This is a genomic window from Paenibacillus sp. MDMC362 (assembly GCF_003269305.1).
Lineage (GTDB): Bacteria > Bacillota > Bacilli > Paenibacillales > Paenibacillaceae > Paenibacillus_AQ.
Genome location: NZ_QLYT01000069.1, coordinates 14149 through 32581 on the forward strand (window position 1 = coordinate 14149; position 18433 = coordinate 32581).

Below are 18433 nucleotides of genomic sequence, written 5' to 3' on the forward strand. Positions count from 1 at the left end.
TGATCAAGCTAACAACTCTTTATTTATCAGCCCACCATATCGTCGGTTGTATCCTAATTCGACGGCTTGATGTCAATAAAGTCGATTTCACCGTATCCCTCGCCTTTTGAAAAACGTATCGTGTTCACGCCGGCTTTCAACTGAATCCGCGCCGTGGACAGTCCCCAGTTCTCCCATCCTTTATTCGAGATATGGAACTTGCTTGCCGTACCGGCATTTACGCTGAGCATGAGATGGGACCAATTCCCTCCGGCCGTTCCGTTCGCCGTGCGGGCGAGCAGAATGTATTCGCCTGCCGACGCGGCATGAACTGTGAATTCCACATAACTCTCCGGCGTATCGATATGCCCGGCCTTCATGCCCCCCGAGCCGTTAGGGCTCTGAGATGCATAGGCGACACCGCCGAATGTCCCTTCCTCACCTTCGTAACGGATATGCGCTGCTTCGCCGGAAGGCAACGTTATCGGGGCATTCGGATTCACCGGGACGCCGAGATTTGGCGTGTTGTCGGCATGCCACGTGAATTTCTGCATTCGAACCTCGCGGTTCCACCCGGCATTATGGTATTTGGCGACATGATAGAGCATCCAGTCCTCCGTACCGTCGGGCGACTTGGTGAACGAATGATGACCTGGTCCGTACAAACCATTACCGGACTTGAATATAGGCTGGCTGCGCTTGGTCCATGATGCCGGATTCAGCAGATCGCTGGTTGCGCTGGCCGTGATGAGGCCCAGGCAATAGTCGTTCGTCCAGCTTCCGCTTGCCGAGTATACCAGATTGATGAGACCGTTTCGCACAATCACCTGAGGCCCTTCGTTTACGTGCGGGGAATGGTTCGTTTCCCAGCTGTGGGTAGGCCTTGCGATTTCAACGCGATTCGAATCGATCGTCCAGGGATTGCTCATGCGGGCGATATACAAATTCTGCCGGACATTGGTGTCGCCTTCCCAGCCGGACCATATAAAATACAGCTGACCGCCTGTTTGCAGCACCGTGCCGTCAATCGCCCATTTATTCGTCGGGTCCGTAATCTGGCCTTTGTACTGCCAGGTTCCCTGCGTCGGGTCCGCCGACGTGTTCTCCATGACATACATGCGGTGGTTGACGTTATCCCCGTCATCCTTGGCATAGTAGATATACCAGGCGCCATTGATGTAATGCAATTCGGGAGCCCAGATGTTGCAGCAGCCCGTTTCCACGACCCTCGTCAGAGCTGCATCAATCGTCGTAAGCTGCGCGGACTTCCATATGGTCACATTTCCGCCGGTCGTTTTTGTGAAGTAGTAAAAGCCGTCGGTGTGTTTATATACCCATGGATCCGCGCCCTCCTGCATGACCACGTTGTAGAAGTTATTTTGAAGCGTAGCCGCATGTGTCGCCTGGCCCATAGGAAGAATAAGGAATGCGCATATCGTGAGCAATAATTTATTCCGGTAATTCACCTTCATCCTTCGTCACGTTCCTTTCGGATAATATGCAATCATACACCATGCAGAAATGAACCGCCTGCTTCGATAACGGTCATAATAATGGCTCAATCTTCAATCGCGGCCTTACGGGAATTAATGCGGCGAATCACGTCGGGATCGAATTTCGGACGTCTGTCATAGGTATACAATCCGTTCACTTCCTGCTCCACGTCGTACAGCTGGGTATAACAAAAACCGAACATCATCGGATGATCCAGCAGCACATTCGTTAAGCCCGCATAACGCGTTAGAAACGCTTCTTCGGATGTCGGCCTGTCGCCGTAACCCCAGGACTTCTCGTCTTTTTGGTCCGGATTCCACCATATGCCGCCATATTCGCTGATGAAATAAGGCTGGCCTTCATACTGCTGCCGATTCGGAAAGCTGTTGTACACCTCTCCACCGCTCTTCATCGGCTCATATCGCTGCTGAAACGTCTCCGGGTTCTGGTCGTAATCATGGATATCGAAAATATCCGTCACGACATGGAAGTTGCCGCTCGTATCAATCACGGGACGCGTGGGATCCATTTTCTTCGTGACCTCGTATACAATGCGCAACACGTCGTTATTTTGCTTGGCGCCGTCCCGGTCCCACGTCTCGTTGAAAGGACACCAGCCGATGAGGGCCGGGTGATTGAAATCGCGTTCCATGCCCTCGAGCCATTCCGGGAGAAAATGTGACAGCCCCTCCGATGTGGTAATGTCCAATCCCCAATTCGCATGCTCTCCCCACACCAGATACCCTAACCGGTCCGCCCAATACAGAAAGCGCGGTTCAAACATCTTCTCGTGAAGCCTTGCGCCGTTAAAGCCGAGTCCCATCGAAATTTCGATGTCTTTGCGGAGATCCTCATCGCTTGGCGCGGTGTAGACCCCATCCGGATAGAAGCCTTGGTCCAGCACAAGTCGTTGAAATACGGATTTGCCATTGATGCGGAAGGCCATTCCGTCCAGCATGACGGTTCGGAGCCCGAAATAGGATTGGACGGTGTCGCACACCTGATCCCGTCCTTGCAGGGATAATTCCAGATCGTACAGCCTGGCCTGACCCGCCTCCCACAAGTGAACCTCCGATAATGGAATGGTGAGTTTGACGGACGGCCCGGATACGACGGCACTCGCATTCCCTACCGCTTTCCCTTCATACAGGGCGGATGCGGTCAGTTTATGGCCTGATGCGTTCCCGTTGATCTTAATCTCGAGGTGGGCATAGCCATTATCCGGGTCACCCACCAGCTTCATGTCGGACATATAGACCTGCGGCACTTGCTCCAGCCATACCGTCTGCCAAATCCCCGTCGTACGGGTATAATCGCAGCCATGCGAGTGGAAGCGTCCGCTTTGTTTCCCGCGCGGCTGGCGTCCGGAACGGACGTCATCCTCCGCATAGACGGTAATTACGTTCTTCCCCGGTATCACATGCGAGGTGATATCAAAGCTAAAGGACGTATATCCCCCGCGATGCGATCCTACGAATACACCGTTTACCCATACTTCCGTCTCGTAATCCACAGCCCCGAAGTGAAGCAGGATGCTGCCTTTCCATGCTTCAGGGACGGTAAAATCCCGCTTATACCATACGGCTGCCATGAAATCCTTATATTCAACGCCGGACAGCTTGCTTTCGGGACAGAAAGGAACGGTGATCGTTCCGGACAGATCATGTCCCGGCTCATGAAATCCGCGCTCCTTCCCACTTTTTCCATGATCGATTTCGAATTGCCAAGAACCGTTCAGATTAATCCAGTCGGGTCTTACCCATTGCGGACGGGGGTACTCCGGACGCGGCAGTGTTAATTCAGTCATGTTTAACTCCTTCATTATGTTTAATTTGTCGGCAATTATCTTTCTGCCGACTGTCACCCGCGGCTGTTAGCCTCGACTTTCCTTCACATACAGCCTGCTGGTCTCTTCCCAGATATCATTCGGTTCAAGGCTGAAACATCCGATCTCTTCAGCTTCCATGTCCATATTCGGTGCATTGACCAGATTGATCTGCGGCTCAGGGCAAAAGAAACCCTCGGTCGCTTCGTTGTTCCAGATCATCCATTGTTTATAGGAGGTGCCTACGTCATAGACCAGCGTCAGTTTCTTCGCCCCATCGGTGAGCTCCATCCGGTTTCTTCCGTTTTGGGCCACGGCGGTATAATGATTGTCCATCCTTTCGAAGAAGGGATAAACGCCTGCTCCTTGCATGGCCTGCTCGTTCGCCGACAGCTCCTGGTGGGAGCCGGTGGGCAGCATTCGGCCATCCAGCTCCCATCGTTTCCCGGCGGTCAGCTTTAAGCGGTAATCCCGGGCGTCGCCTCCCTTGGTAAATGGCGCGTTAACGGACGTATGAAACGCCAGCAGACACGGCATGGCTTCTTGGCCTGTATTGGTGATCGTTACCCGCTGGGACAGCCCCTGCCGGCTTAAGCCGTACCGAAGCTGAATATGGAAACGGAACGGGAAGCTCCGGAATACCGGATGCCCTTCATCCACGCGGACAGACACGGTCACATAAGCTTCCTGCCCGGAATGCCCGTATTCATCAACCTCCCATGGAATATTGTACAAAAATCCATGCAGATGATGACCGGTTGCCTCTTCATTAACCGGCAGCTGATGGACTTTGCCGTTCCACCTGAACCGGCCATCCTGATACCGGTTGGGGGGGAACAACACCGGAATGCCATGAATCATCGGCCTTGCTTTGAACGCCGGCATTTCGTCAAGCGTCGGTTCATGCAGAAACCGGCAGCCCTTATCGAGGTCCCGGAACGATATCAAATTCCCCCCGATATCCGGAAGCATGATAGCCTCATAACTCCCGGCTCTTAAATAAACTGCTTTCTCGTTATGGTATACCCCTTCATAAGCATTCGTCCCGTCCATTTCTCCACCTCCTATTGTCCCGTCATGATGCTGCGTATGGTTTCAAGCGGCGCTTTGGGCTTGCGGTCATACGTCAGCAAGCCGTTGATCTCCTGCTCGACATCCGTCAGCTGCGTGTAGCAGTATCCCTGGATCACCGGGGAAGAGAACATGGGATCCACTACGGCCTTGAGCCGGATCAGGAAGTCCTCCTCGTTCTCCGCTCCGGAATATCCCCAGCCTTCCCAATCGCTTTTCTTGAAGGCAATGCCGCCAAACTCCGACACCAGGATGGGTTGGCCTTCATAGGAAGCACCGCCGACGAATATCCTCCGGTTGGCCGGCATGGCTTCCACCGCCGACGCGGCTGTCGCATACCGCTTCTCCAGCACTTCCTGGCGGCTCTCGTAGTCATGAATAGTGACCAGGTCCGTGGTCATATGCTCCCATCCATCGTTATAAACAACCGGCCTGCTATCGTCCAAAGACTTCGTTAAATGATACATCGCAAGCCCGTGCTGCTGCTGACGCTTATCCAGCTGAACATTCGGAACTCCCCAGCTCTCATTGAGCGGAACCCAGGTAACGATGCAAGGATGGTTATAGTCCCGTTCAATGATCTCCTGCCATTCTGCTGTGAAGCGGCGAACATACGACTCGGAATATTCATATGCGTTGGCCGCCTCGCTCCATAACAGCAGGCCGAGCTTGTCGCACCAGTACAGGAATCTGGGGTCCTCCGTCTTCTGGTGCTTTCTCACGCCGTTGAATCCCATTTCCTTCGCCAGCTCCACATCGCGCTTCAAAGCCTCGTCCGACGGCGCCGTTAGGATCCCCTCAGGGAAATACCCTTGATCCAGCACGAGCCTTTGAAAATACGGACGGTTATTCAGGCATAGCTTGCCGTTCTCGATCGATACCTTGCGCATCCCGAAATAGCTGGATACGAGATCGATGACGTTCTCATCCTGAACAAGGCGGAATTCGATGGTATACAGGTTCGGATGCTCAGGGCTCCACAGACGTCCCAGACCATGATCCGTAAAATCACTCAAACCTATGGTGCGCAGCTGCTCCCCGTCTCGGATTGCATATTGATCTTCGGCAACCCGTTCACCCTTATACGATACGGTGATCTGCAGCTTGAGATTCTCCATCGACTTGTAACCCTCAAGGAGGGTCCGAATGCGAATTTCGTTCCGGTCAATGTCGGGTGTCATCCTTATTTTGCTTAGATGTACCGGGGATACCGGCTCCAGCCACACGCTCTGCCAGATGCCGGTCGTACGGGTATAGAAAATGCTTGCCGAATGCTCAAGCCAGTATTGTTTGCCTCGCGGCAGGGTGACGTCGCGGCTGAAATCCTCCGCCCGCAGCACGACCGTGTTGCTTCCTTCCGCGAGCTCGGCCGTAATGTCCGCCTGGAACGGCGTATGCCCGCCTTCATGAATGGCCACCAAATGCCCGTTTACCCACACTTTCGCGAAATAATCCACGGCGCCGAAATGAAGCACAATCCGCTTCCCGTTCCATTCCTGCGGCACGTCGAACGTTCTGCGGTACCATACCACATCATGAAAGGAAGGGTCGCCGATGCCGCTCAGCTTGCTTTGGAACGTAAAGGGTACGTTGATTTTCCGCGTGAAGGAAGCCTTCGCTTCCACCCGATGCCACCCTGCATCCTCGCCGATGGCTTCATCATCAAAACTGAAATCCCATTCGCCATTGAGGGTTAACCACTCTTTGCGCTGAAACTGGGGTCTCGGATATTCATTGCGAATCGTTTGTGCCTTGCTAACTTCTGTCGTCAAGATGCTGCTCACTCCTAATGATTCAGTCTCTCTATCTGCTCGTTTGAACGTCTAGCCTTTGATCGAACCCACATAAACGCCTTTCACGAAATACTTTTGCAGGAACGGATACACCATTAATATAGGCACCGTCGAAACCACGATCGCGCAATATTTAACCAGCTCCCGGAACGCGGTCGAGCTCTGGGCGCTGTTAATAACGACTCCGCCCGCGCTGCCGATCGTGGTGGCCGTCGAATCATTGGCAACCAGGATTTCCTTCATTAACAGCTGTAACGGGAACAATTCCCTGTCCTTCAGCAGGACCATTGCGTTAAACCAGGAGTTCCAATTCCCGACCAGATAATACAGGAAGATAACGGCCAGCGTGGCTTTCGACAGCGGCAGGATCACCGTGATCAGAATGTTGGCCTGGCTTGCGCCGTCAATCAATGCCGCTTCTTCCAGCTCTCTCGGAATCGATTGGAATCCGGTCCTTAATATGATGATGTTCCAAGTGCTTAAAGCAGTCGGCAGAATCATCGCCCACAGATTGTTGTACAAGCCGATATCCTTCATTAACAGGAACCAGGGAATCAGCCCTCCGCCAAAGAACATCGTGATCGTAATCAGAACCATGATAAAATTCTTGAAATACAAATCCCGTCTGGAGAGCACGTACGCCCCCAATATCGTCATGATCATATTGACCAAGGTGCCCAGTCCAACATAAATGATCGTATTCATGTACCCCTTCAGCAGGCTGTTGTCTTTAAACACCAGCTTGTAACCGTCGAGCGTGAATCCCAGCGGCTTTAACAACACCCCTTTATGTGCCATCAAGGCGCTGGGATCGCTGACGGAGGCAAACAAGATATGCAATATGGGATAAAAACACACCAACGTTAAGGCGGTTAGCAGCGTATAGTTCGTGAAATCGAATACGCGGTCTCCTATGCTTTTATGCTTCCTTCTTCGTTTCACTTTGAGTTGTTTGATATCCTCCATAACCTTCCCTCTCTCTTACCATAAGCTGGATTCAGATCTGCGTTTCACGATGGTATTTGTCATCCATAACAGCCCGAAGTTCACGATGGAGCTTATTAATCCGACGGCTGTGGAATAACTCAGGCTCGCTTCCCTCAAGCCCCTGCGGTAAACATAGGAAGCGATGACATCCGCCGTATCGTAGATCAAAGGATTATAGAGCAGAATAATTTTCTCGTAGCCGGAAGCCATCAATCCGCCGATTGCAAAGATAAACAGGATGATGATGACCGGACTGATCTGAGGCAGCGTAATGTACCACATTTTTTTCACCCTGCCGACCCCGTCGATATCGGCCGCTTCATATAATGAAGGATCGATGGAGCTCATCGCAGCCAGGTAAATGATGCTGTCCCAGCCGATGCTCTGCCAGATTCCGGAGAAGGTATAAATCGGGCGGAACAAATTGGAGTACCCGAGAAGGGATGAGTAGTCTTTTCCCGTTATGAACGAAAGCAGCTGCGTAACGACCCCTTCATTGGCCGTAAAGATGTGAATGATCCCGCACACAACAACCAGTGAAATAAAATGCGGCATATACGTAATGGTTTGAACGGTCCGCTTAAACTTGGAAGAACGAACTTCATTCAACAGCAATGCCAGGATGATCGGTGCCGTAAATCCGAACACGATGCCCCACACATTCAGCAGGAGCGTGTTCTTGACGACTCTCCAAAAATAGGGTCCGGAGAAAAAATCGATGAAATGCTTGAAGCCCACCCAATCGCTGTCCGCAAAGCCCAGCAAAGGCTTGAAATCCTTGAATGCGATCATCACGCCCCACATCGGTCCATAGCAGAAGATCAAGAACCACGCCACGACGGGAAGGGCCATCAGATAGACAAACCAATTCTTTCTGAGATCTTTTTGAATCAACCGTTTGGTATTCTTGGGCTCCGAGGGCGTCCGAACATGGCCTGGTTCCTTGTTTTTCTGTAATATCTCCATGAATCAACCACCTGTTCTTATTATGGAAACTATCGTTGGTTATACCGATCCAAGGCTGCCTGATGGAGACTTAAGAATTCGTCCAGCCCCATGCTCTGCGCTTCCTTCAAAAATTTATCGTAAGCATCGACCGGCAATTCGCCCATAATGATCTTTGCAAAGTATTCTCCGCGCAGCGTGGATAATTGGTTTCCAAGCTCGGCTTCGCGAGAGGCTTCTTCTTTTGTGAACGTGATCGGCGGCATCGCCATGCTGGTATCCATGTTTTCCGTCCAATTCTTTCGGATATCTCCGGAATAGCTACCCTTCGCCGAGATTAACGGGTTGGCATTATGCTCATCGCGAATGTTCGGCCAACTGTGCCAGCGGTATTTCCAAAGGGTGACGTCTACCGGCTGACCGTCCGGGTCATTGTAGATGTAACTGTTTTCCGGATAATAAGGCATTCCTTGTTCATCCACCAAATGAACCGTCCCGTACTCGCCGAAGTTAATGAGCTCCCAGCCTTTTTTGCTGAAGTTGAAATCCAGCCATGCCATCGCAGCTTCGACATTTTTGCTCTGAGTAGTGATGGCTGCACCAGTTCCGGTTCTTTTGAAGTTTTTATAGGTGGTTGCGGATTTTTCCCCTTTATTCAAAACAGGATTCAGCGCCCCCACGAAATCAATATCGTTCTGCACTTTCCAATAGCTCCACATCGTATCCGGGGAATCCATCATAACGGCCGTGTCATCGGATATCGCGCTAGCCATCCGTTGATTGAAATCGGCGGTAGCCCAATCCCGATTCAGCAAGCCCTCCTTATTCCACTGCTGCATGGTCGCAAGATATTCCTTGGCTTTCGGCTGTGCAGGCCCCCATGCGACTTTGCCGTTCTCATCCAGGAAGGTCCAGTCCCAGACGCCATATGCGCCATTAATGATGCCGGTAAAAATTTGGCCGTACGTCGATCCGTAATTCAGCGGTGCTTTATATCCGACTTCCTTGGATTTCTTCAAAAATTCATACCATTCGTCTATCGTCGTCGGGACCGGAAGTCCCGTCTTATCCAGCGCTTCCTGCTTGATTAACGTGCCGAACCAGATCCATTCGGAATATGGAGCGATTCCGTAGAAGCCCAGCAGCCTGCCATCGTCGGTCACGGTCGTTTTTCTTCTCGTTTCGTCCGAGTTGCGCCATGCCGAATAATTCGGGGCATGCTTTTCCATCAGGTCGGTCAAATCGAGGTAAGCGCCGTCGTTTACCCCCGCTTCCAAGCCTCCCGGATAACGGCCTGGGTCAATGATGATATCCGGCAGCTCGCCGGAGGAGATCATCAAGGTGAAGGCATCCGCTTCCTGCCCGACGGGCGGCGTAATGAAGTTCACTTTAATGCCAGTGAGCTTCTCCACCTGCTTCTGAACCAAGTGATTATTCATATCCGGGATGTTGGAGTTGGCAGGCATCCATACATCCAGCACCACATCGCCTTTGACGGGATAAGCAGAATAATCGCTGGGAATGACTTCGTCAAATACATCGCCGAGGTATGTATCATTAAGTGTGCCGTTGACCTCATCGATTTGTTCCTGTGTAGGTGCTTTATTGCCTCTTATGTCCCCGCTGATATCTTCGAACGTCACCTCATTCTTCTCAACGCTTTCCTCTTGGGTTACGGTGTTGTCTGGCTCGTTACTTGCCTTGCCGCTGCAAGCGGTTACCGTCGAAATGATCAATATGGATATGAATAACAGAGTGAAGTAACGCTTCATCGTTCTGTTCATGCTTAACCTCCCATGATATGAATAATTACGAGCACCCTCCGCATTAGCGCCCCAGAGGATCTATATTCCGTTGTTTTTCAGGGGTGCCCGTTTAAAACTCGCTATCTATCATCCTTCATCTTCGCAGTGTCTAAGCACCCCCAGTCTGAAATGCAAATCTTCTCATGGCCATTCCAATGGATCCCCTTTTTCACATGGTCATTGACGGCATTGCCAATCCCTACACACTCATTTAATACAATTATCCTGTATCTTTAACCGAAGTATAAGCATATAATTTTGTTCTGTCAACGCTTTCATACACGAATTCCGTAACTAAATTTATTCGTTTTTTAAAATCCGCACTTTTAATCTTGGATATCAGAAACGATTTATAGACTTATATCCCTTATGTAAAAAGGGGTCTCCGTTGTAAATCCACGATTCTCGTTATGGATATGTGTGTCGTGCACGTTTTGCTCTTATTCGTAATAAACCCCCATTTATTACAGATTATCTGTAATAAATGGGGGTTTATCGAATCCTATGAATATTCACTTACATCCTTGCGGTATTTGCCGCCCCTTGCCACTACCATCTACTCTTGGATTGTTATGAATCCGCATACATTATTCGCCGGATGGTTTGGCCAGAGCCTCAGACTCGCCGGCGGGTACGCCGAAATCCGGAGTTCCATCCGACTTCCAGCCGAATTTCTGGATGCGGGTTGATCGCAAGACCGTATCTACTCCAGGCGCTGTAAGCGCATGGTAGACAATCCAGTCCTCCTTGCCATCCGGTGATTGCGTGAAGCTGTTATGGCCGGTAGCATACACCCCGTTTTCCACGCTTTTGCAAAATACAGGCTCCATGGACTTAGTCCAGGAAAGCGGGTCCATCGGATCCGCAGTTTCATCCATCGTGAGCATCCCCAGCGCATAATCCTCGGACCAGGTTGTGCTGGCCGAGTACACCAGGAAGATGCGGCCGTTTCGCTGAAGGACGACAGGTCCTTCGTTAATGGCCATTCCGCCTTGTTTTTCCCAGGATAGGGTCGGGGCAGTAAGTAAGACATGATCTCCCGTCAATGTCCAAGGGTTTGTCATGCGCATGATGTATATAGCGGACCCATAATCCGGGAAGTGACCGTACCCGGCATACAGGAAATAAAGCTGACCCCCTATGGACATAACCGTACCATCCAGGCCGGGGACGGGAGTCGGCAGCGCACCTTTCCATGTCCACTCGCCTTCCATCGGATCAGGCTCCGCGTTCTCCAGCACGCATATTTGGCGCGACTCGTCGCCTCCCCCATCATTTGCCGTGAAATAAATGTACCATTTGTTGTCCACATAATGAATTTCCGGCGCCCACAGGTTATAGCTATGACGTCCGCCGGCTTGTGGAGTCCAAATCGTTTTCTTGCGGCCCTCCGCAAGGCCTGTTAAGGTAGCGGATTGCGTCAGTTCCAAATATCCGCGTCTCGTTGACATAAAGTAATAATAGCCGTCCGTATGCTTCCATACCCAAGGATCGGCTGCTTGCTCTACGATCGGATTGTTGAATGTTGGCCCATGCACCATCTACTTATCCCCCTTTTTCCTTGAAATTCCTGCTTTTTGATCAACACTACGGCAATTCAACCCTCGACTCCCTTTAGCTCCTCACACCTCCCGCGAAAAGTTAAACCCCATCTTACTGATGTCTTCCAGCCTTGTCTATATGCAATTTTACCAATATTTATTGCGTTAGATTATATGACATAACTAGTTATAGTGAAGTATGGCTGGCCTAGCACCTATGACGATCTGGAGAAAATTGACGGCGCTTCGATGCGTTTATTGGAAATTCATTAGGTGCTGCATGATCAAAAAAAGCTGATCCCGAAGGATCAGCTTTATCGTGAAATCGATCTCGCCAGACGAAATCCGAGATCTTCAATCCGAAACGTCGGGTGGCTTCGGCGGCGGCATGTCGCCCCGCAGCCCCTGGCCTCTTCCGCCCAGCTTCCGCCGCGGAATACTCTGTACGACCCGTATACGTCCGGATCGTATACATCCCAGCACCACTCCCACACATTTCCGAGCATATCGTAAAGGCCCCACGCATTCGGACGCTTTGTGCCTACCTCATGCAGGGCTCCCCCGGAATTCCCTTCATACCAAGCGATGTCATCAAGCTCTCCGTAACGATAGCCATCACTCCCGGCTCTGCACGCATATTGCCATTCCGCTTCTGTCGGAAGGCGATATCCATCCGCCTCCCAATTCCATATAACACACTCACGATCCTTCGTGACCGAATAACATTCGTCCAGACCTGAGTGTCGAGATAGCACATTACAGAAATGAATCGCATCATTCCATGATACATCCACGACCGGAGCCTGCATAACCTCAGCGAATCCGGTTGACTGTGGCATGAGCGAGTAATATAAAGCCTTTGTAACAGGAACCGGTGCAAGCTGAAAAGCGTTCACTTCGACCGCCCACGAAGATTGGATACGGTCGTCCCTCAATTGAATCTCGCCTGCTGGAATGCTCACCATCGGATATTCATTTGGATTAAACCCAGGTGCCGACAACCGTCTTCCTCCTCTTCCGTCTCTTAGTTCAACCTGCTTAACCGTTCAATTCCTTGTTGCTCACTCGGCAAGAAAAAGAAATCGTTACCCTTATTGCATTCATATATGAAATCTTGCAAGCTTTGGCTTGGATACACAGAAAAATCACCGATGATCGCAACCTTCACATGATAATTGATATACTTCTGAAGGATTTCGCCTGCAAGGCGGGTCTTCAAATCGAAGAAGGCTTCGCTGAATATCGATTGATTCATTACCATACGATGGCTGCCTGTTTCATATTGCACGGTTGCCATAAGATCCAATGCAGACTGAACATCCTTAACTATTATTTCATTACTGCTAACGACCGCTATCGTTCCTCCATCTGTTTCAATCTTCTCTATATTCATAGTCACTCTCCTGTATTGGTAAGTCTTCTTACATAATCCTCACATATGTACCGATTGTCGTCGCCGTTGGCTGGCGGAACGTTAGCAACTCGAAAAAAACTCAGACCAATAGCCATCGCCAGCACACCATAGGCAGCGCTGCGTGGATCCTCAACGGACATCTGTCCCGCCCGATTACCATAATCCATGATCTTGGCGATGCCTTGGAGATCCTTCTCGTAGCTCTTCGATACAACTTCCTGCAAATTGCGATCCAGCATGGCCTTTGAGTAAAACTGGACAAAGAGCTTGGCTTGATCCGCAAGCGGAATATACATGTTGTCGACCCCGTCCAGCTGCGACACATTAATCGTGCGATCGGCGTCATCGCTGAGCGGGGGAACTATAAACTTCAGGGTAACATCCATCATTTCTCCCGGTGTCATCGTATGCTCAATGCCTGATTCGATCTTCAGTCCGTAGTAAGCCAAGAACGATTTGAAGGCTTCAACCGTCAGATAATCCTTATTTTTGAAATAATATGTGACAACTCCTTTGGAACAGTTCGCATGATCGGCCACCTTATCCAGCGTCATGCCGTCAATTCCATACATGCTGATGCAGGTTAACGTGGCATTAATGACCTCCGCCCTGCGCTTCGGTCCCATTCCTAATTTGGGCATGATTTCTTCACCTGTATCTTTGTTGATTTTATTTATACTGAACGGTCGGAATAAAAAGAGTGTACTCAAGGATGGCACATATTGTCAATGGAGGCTTTTGATCAGACCCAGCACGAATCCTTTTTTTGTTATAACTCGCAAGAATGAAGTGCTCATATATAAAAAAGAGATATTTCCTTATTCAGAAAATACCCCTTAGAGTTTACACATCATTTATCTCAGCTCAGCCTCAAAGCTAACAGCTTATCCGAGTTAGAAACGGAACAAAAGTAGCACGCTGTTATTTCCCCGCCAAAAACTCATCCAGCTGACGCTGGATCTCAGCGACATAGTCATCAATGCCAGCCGCCTTCAGCTTCTCGATGGCTTTAGGATACTCCGTCTCAAAATCGACGAAACCGGAACGTATAGCGGCTAAATCCTTGCCTGCGACTTCTTTCAGGGCCGTCTCGATTAACTTGACCTTTTCATTGTTAAATCGGAAGCCCAATGAATCGGATCGGATAGCCTGTTCATCCCAGCTCTTGTACTTATCGATGGACTCTTGCGCCACATTCGGCCCGAACAATTGGTAATTTTGGTTTCTAAACATCCATTCGTAGAAAAATTCGCTAGCGGTGAGCTTGTTGATTCTTCCATCTACAATCTCGTAATCCTTGCCTTCGACGCCATAGAGAGCAAACAGATAATTCTCCTGGGATTTATAAATCCAATTCACGAACTTCATGGCGCCTTCCGGATTAGGAGCATTGACAGGTATGCCCAGCACTTCTCCGCCTGCGGCTGTCACATAACGCGGTTTATCCTCGGCTAACAGATACGTCTTCACCTCGGCATCCGGCGCATTGGCTTTGATAGCATCAACGATTTCCATTTCCTTGCCCAAAGATCCTTCAACCCATAAGTATAAGCCTGTCTGCATGCGGGAGTCTCTCTCGTTATATTTGATGGTCAAATCCTCAGTATACAACCCTGCATCATACATGGAGTGATTAAACTTCGCAACTTCCTGGAACGCTTCCGTTTCATAGTAGCTGTATGCTTTTTTACTCTCTTCCCCGAATACGACCAAATCTTCTACGGCGATCCAGTTATATTGTTCATCGGTAAAATATCGGGTCAACGGTTTAAAGACAATATCGGCGGGTCCCTTCATTTCAGGAAATTTCTCTTTCGCCCTTGTGGCGAATTCCTTTAAGTCGTCTGCTGTCTTCAAATCCGTCATCCCTACCGCTTCGAGGATATCCTGACGAACGGCCACCAGCTGGTACATGGCGGAGGACGGTGCATAAGCGGATGGAATGCCATGAATCTTCCCGTCGATCGTTGCCCCCTGAAGCTGCTCCATCGGCAGGACCTTTAGCATATCCTGACCATATTTCTCGATTAAATCATCCAATACCATGGCTTGTTTCTTGTTGACGATGGTAGACAGATCCGGGAGACCGTCCCAATATAAATCGATCGGTTCATTTGCGGCCAGCATGATATCTTTTTGTTCCCAATACTGGGCCCACGGCACAAATGTGACTTCGACCTTCAAACCAAGATCGGCTGCCATCTTCTCGGCAAACTCGTTGTCCAGAAATTCGCTCATGCGATCGCTTCGCTCCCCCGGATACAGAATCGTGACGGTTTCGAGCTTGGCTGCCCCCTCTTTTTTGTCACTGCATCCTGTCATAACCGAAACGGACGCCAACAATAAGACCAACAAGATCAGCATTGTCCTTGCTTTCATGAAAGACCCTCCCTAATAAAATGGTTTATCTATGTTAAAAGCCGATATCGGCCAGTAACCCATGCAGGCGTCTATTCTTTGACGGCACCCGCCATAATCCCGTGCACGAAGTATTTTTGAATGTAAGGGTAGAGGAACATGATCGGGCCGATCGTAATGACCGTAATGGCCATCTTCACGGTCTCCGCAGGCAGTGTGATGTTGCCTGATGCCCCTGATGGAATTCGTCCGGAGCTTATCGCATTGACGTTCGACAGGATGTTGTAGAGGAAATACTGGAGCGGAAATAAATCACGATCATTAATAAAAATCAGAGCATGCCACCAATCATTCCAATATTGAAGCGCATACATTAAACCAACCGTCAACAGTGCGGTCTTGCTTAATGGAAGAGCGATTTTTACATAGATCGTAAAATAATTGGCGCCGTCCATCTCAGCCGCTTCATATAAAGATGGAGAGATGCTTGCAAAGTACGTTCGCATCAGAAACATGTTCCAGACGCTGAATATAGACGGCAGGATCAAGGCCAGAATGCTGTTCTTCAGTCCATAATAATTGACGCTGACCATGTACCACGGAATGAGGCCAGCCGAGAAAATAATCGTAAAATTGCTAATGAAGGCGAGTACGTTACGGTATTTCAGCTTTTTGATCGATAGGGAAAAGGCAATCATGCTGGTAATCAGCAGCGCCCCCATCGTCCCCACGGTCGTTACAAGCAGGGTCACGCCATAGGATTTGAGCAATTTCATTCCACTATTAACAAAGATATATTTATAGGTATCCAAGCTGGGGCTCAGTGGGATGATCGAATACCCGTTTCTCGCAACGGCCTGCTCCGAAGAAAAGGACACGCTTAACGTTAAAACCAGGGGATACAGACACACGAGCGCGAATAAGCCAATGAAACCGTAGGCAAAGGCTATCACCAATTGATCGCCAAGCAATCTATTCTTTTGTTTCATCAAAATAGACCCTCTCCGTCATTTATTTTCTTAGCCGATTGGTTTGCAGCCGTAATCAGGATCAATCCCATCAAGGACTGAAACAACCCGATTGCCGTAGAGTAAGAAAAGCCCAGCGTACGCATCGACTGGTAAACATAAGTATCAATAACCGTGACTTCTTCAGCCAGGACCGGGTTGTTGCCGACAATACCGTAAATCATCCCAAAATCCCCGTAGAAGATTCGTCCGACGCTCAGCAAGCTCAAAACGATGATCGTCGGCTTCAGCATGGGCACGGTCAAGTAAAATATCCGCTGCAATTTGTTGGCGCCATCCACCTTAGCCGCTTCGTATAAGCTCCCATCAAAATTGGACATCGCCGCCATATAGATAATGGAACTGTACCCGCTCCATTTCCAGACGCTCGACAGAATGATGATCCATTTCCAATACTTCGGCTCCGAGTACCATCTGATCGGCTCTGCTCCGAAGAACTCCAGAATATGATTGGCAACGCCCACATCGGTAGAGAAAATCCCATACAGAATCGCCCCGACGACGACCCACGAGATGAAATAGGGAAAAAACATCATGCTCTGAGCGACCTTTTTGTAGGTTTTATGCCGGATTTCGTTGATCAAAATGGCTATGCTGACTGGAATGATAATGCCTAAGATGAGGCCGAAAAAGTTGATGTACAGCGTGTTATAGGTAACCTTCCATCCCATGCTGTTTTCCGAGAAAAAGTATTTGAAATTGTCCAGACCCACAAATTCACTGCCGAAGATGCCATCAACCACATTAAAATCGGTAAATGCCATCCATATCCCGGCAAACGGGATATAGGAGAACATGATCAGCACGATCAGAGCAGGCACGCACATCAGATACAGTATTCGGTTTTTCGTTATTTCATATAGAAACCCCTTAACCACGGAACCCATTCCATCACTACCTTTGCAATGTGATTAAACGATTATGCCAAAATGCTCTTCTGCAGCCTCTCCTTAAGTTGATCCAGATCGACCACGGTACCAGTAATTCTCGCTTCTTCCGCGGCATAGGCCATGATATGGCTTTCGACGGACATGTCGATGGAGGATCTGCTGCTGAAGTCGGCATTCCCCAAATTCTCCAAAAAGTCGTTCATCAGACCGGTATCGCCGCCGTTATGTCCGCCGCTCACCGCTGCTGGCCGAATGACGGTTTGCTGAACGGGTTCTGCCATATTGGAGTTAAACCGGGTGACTTCGATAATGTTCATGTTATCGTCGCCTCGAATCTCCCCGTGCTCGCACATGATTTTGAGCGTACGGTACATTTTGTTGGTGAATCCGCTTAAATTAAACGTTGCCGTTACTCCGTTCTTGAACTCGATCACGGTGACTTGATGGTCGCACACATCATTGTCAAGCCGATAAACACAGCGTCCGTAAGGACTCGTTGCGAGCGCTTGGAGCAGTCCCTCCTCGCTCTGATCCGCCGAAATCACGGTAGCGGGCCATTGGCCCCTTATAGGCAAATAGGCTTTTCTTGCATCGAATCGGCAGTTCGCTGCTACCTTACAGTCGAGGCATCGTTCCGCACTGCCTGCCGGTGCATTCTCCGCCTTGAAATAAGTCAGGCTGCCATAGGAAGAGATCCGTTTCGCTTGACTGTCCACCAGCCAGGCCAGAATATCCATGTCATGGCAGGACTTCTGCATGATAATTGGGCTGGCCAGGTCGCTTCTCCTCCAGTTGCCCCGTACAAAGGAGTGTGCCATATGGAAATTGCCGATGTTCTCGTTGTGCTGTATGGTCACGATCTTGCCGAGCTCTTGGCTATCGATGATTTTCTTGATTTCCGCAAAGAAGTTCGTATATCTGAGCACATGGCATACAATCACTTTCCGGCCTGTTTCATTGGCTTTTCGTTGTATTCTCAAGCTTTCTTCCGGACTTGGCGAAATGGGCTTTTCCAGCAAAATATCATACCCAAGATCAAGCGCTCTCATCGTTTGCGCGTAATGATCGCGGTCCATGGAAGAAACAATGACGGCATCGCAAATTTTGCCGAGCCGATAAAATTCATCTACGGATTCAAATTGTTTCTCCAAAGGAATCTGAAACTCGTCCGCTGCCGCCTTTCTTCTGCTGTCATCCGGTTCAACGACCGCAACGATGTCCTCGCTTGGGTATGCATGCCTTGCGTAGATCATGCCTCTTTGTCCTGCGCCGATTAATGCTAACTTCAAATCCATAACCTCCA

15 protein-coding genes are annotated in these 18433 nt (G+C 49.8%); all 15 read right to left on the reverse strand.

Annotated features, from left to right (window positions below):
- Nucleotides 1-53: 53 nt before the first annotated feature.
- On the reverse strand, nt 54-1451 hold the full coding sequence (locus DP091_RS27985) for a family 43 glycosylhydrolase (protein WP_113061336.1): 1398 nt from the start codon (nt 1449-1451) through the stop codon (nt 54-56).
- A gap of 86 nt (nt 1452-1537) precedes the next feature.
- Nucleotides 1538-3280 carry a glycoside hydrolase family 2 protein gene (locus DP091_RS27990; RefSeq protein ID WP_113061337.1) on the reverse strand — a complete coding sequence of 581 codons (1743 nt, stop codon included), beginning with the start codon at nt 3278-3280 and terminating at the stop codon, nt 1538-1540.
- A gap of 66 nt (nt 3281-3346) precedes the next feature.
- A complete protein-coding gene (locus DP091_RS27995) occupies nt 3347-4351 on the reverse strand; it encodes an aldose 1-epimerase (protein ID WP_113061338.1) in 1005 nt (334 codons plus the stop codon).
- An 11-nt stretch (nt 4352-4362) separates the two neighbouring features.
- On the reverse strand, nt 4363-6141 hold the full coding sequence (locus tag DP091_RS28000; protein WP_113061339.1) for a glycoside hydrolase family 2 protein: 1779 nt from the start codon (nt 6139-6141) through the stop codon (nt 4363-4365).
- Between the two features lie 51 nt (nt 6142-6192).
- The gene (locus tag DP091_RS28005; RefSeq protein WP_113061340.1) at nt 6193-7128 is read right to left on the reverse strand and encodes a carbohydrate ABC transporter permease; all 936 of its coding nucleotides are present in this window, start codon (nt 7126-7128) and stop codon (nt 6193-6195) included.
- A gap of 15 nt (nt 7129-7143) precedes the next feature.
- The gene (locus DP091_RS28010; RefSeq protein ID WP_113061341.1) at nt 7144-8115 is read right to left on the reverse strand and encodes an ABC transporter permease; all 972 of its coding nucleotides are present in this window, start codon (nt 8113-8115) and stop codon (nt 7144-7146) included.
- A gap of 29 nt (nt 8116-8144) precedes the next feature.
- Nucleotides 8145-9878 carry an extracellular solute-binding protein gene (locus DP091_RS28015; RefSeq protein ID WP_113061342.1) on the reverse strand — a complete coding sequence of 578 codons (1734 nt, stop codon included), beginning with the start codon at nt 9876-9878 and terminating at the stop codon, nt 8145-8147.
- Nucleotides 9879-10486: 608 nt separating this feature from the next.
- A complete protein-coding gene (locus DP091_RS28020) occupies nt 10487-11440 on the reverse strand; it encodes a glycoside hydrolase family 43 protein (RefSeq protein ID WP_113061343.1) in 954 nt (317 codons plus the stop codon).
- Nucleotides 11441-11754: 314 nt separating this feature from the next.
- Nucleotides 11755-12405 carry a formylglycine-generating enzyme family protein gene (locus DP091_RS28025; RefSeq protein WP_113061380.1) on the reverse strand — a complete coding sequence of 217 codons (651 nt, stop codon included), beginning with the start codon at nt 12403-12405 and terminating at the stop codon, nt 11755-11757.
- A 59-nt stretch (nt 12406-12464) separates the two neighbouring features.
- Complete coding sequence (locus DP091_RS28030) at nt 12465-12833, reverse strand: DUF4180 domain-containing protein (RefSeq protein WP_113061344.1); 369 nt, start codon at nt 12831-12833, stop codon at nt 12465-12467.
- 2 nt (nt 12834-12835) lie between these two features.
- The gene (locus tag DP091_RS28035; RefSeq protein WP_113061345.1) at nt 12836-13495 is read right to left on the reverse strand and encodes a TetR/AcrR family transcriptional regulator; all 660 of its coding nucleotides are present in this window, start codon (nt 13493-13495) and stop codon (nt 12836-12838) included.
- A gap of 280 nt (nt 13496-13775) precedes the next feature.
- Entirely contained in the window at nt 13776-15233 is a 1458-nt protein-coding gene (locus DP091_RS28040) for an ABC transporter substrate-binding protein (protein ID WP_113061346.1), read from the reverse strand.
- Nucleotides 15234-15304: 71 nt separating this feature from the next.
- Nucleotides 15305-16201, reverse strand: a complete 897-nt coding sequence (locus DP091_RS28045; protein ID WP_113061347.1) for a carbohydrate ABC transporter permease — start codon at nt 16199-16201, stop codon at nt 15305-15307.
- Complete coding sequence (locus DP091_RS28050; protein WP_113061348.1) at nt 16201-17127, reverse strand: ABC transporter permease; 927 nt, start codon at nt 17125-17127, stop codon at nt 16201-16203. The genes DP091_RS28045 and DP091_RS28050 overlap by 1 nt, the downstream gene beginning before the upstream one ends.
- A gap of 32 nt (nt 17128-17159) precedes the next feature.
- Nucleotides 17160-18425, reverse strand: coding sequence for a Gfo/Idh/MocA family protein (locus DP091_RS28055; protein WP_258394719.1), 1266 nt, complete (start codon nt 18423-18425; stop codon nt 17160-17162).
- Nucleotides 18426-18433 lie beyond the last annotated feature (8 nt).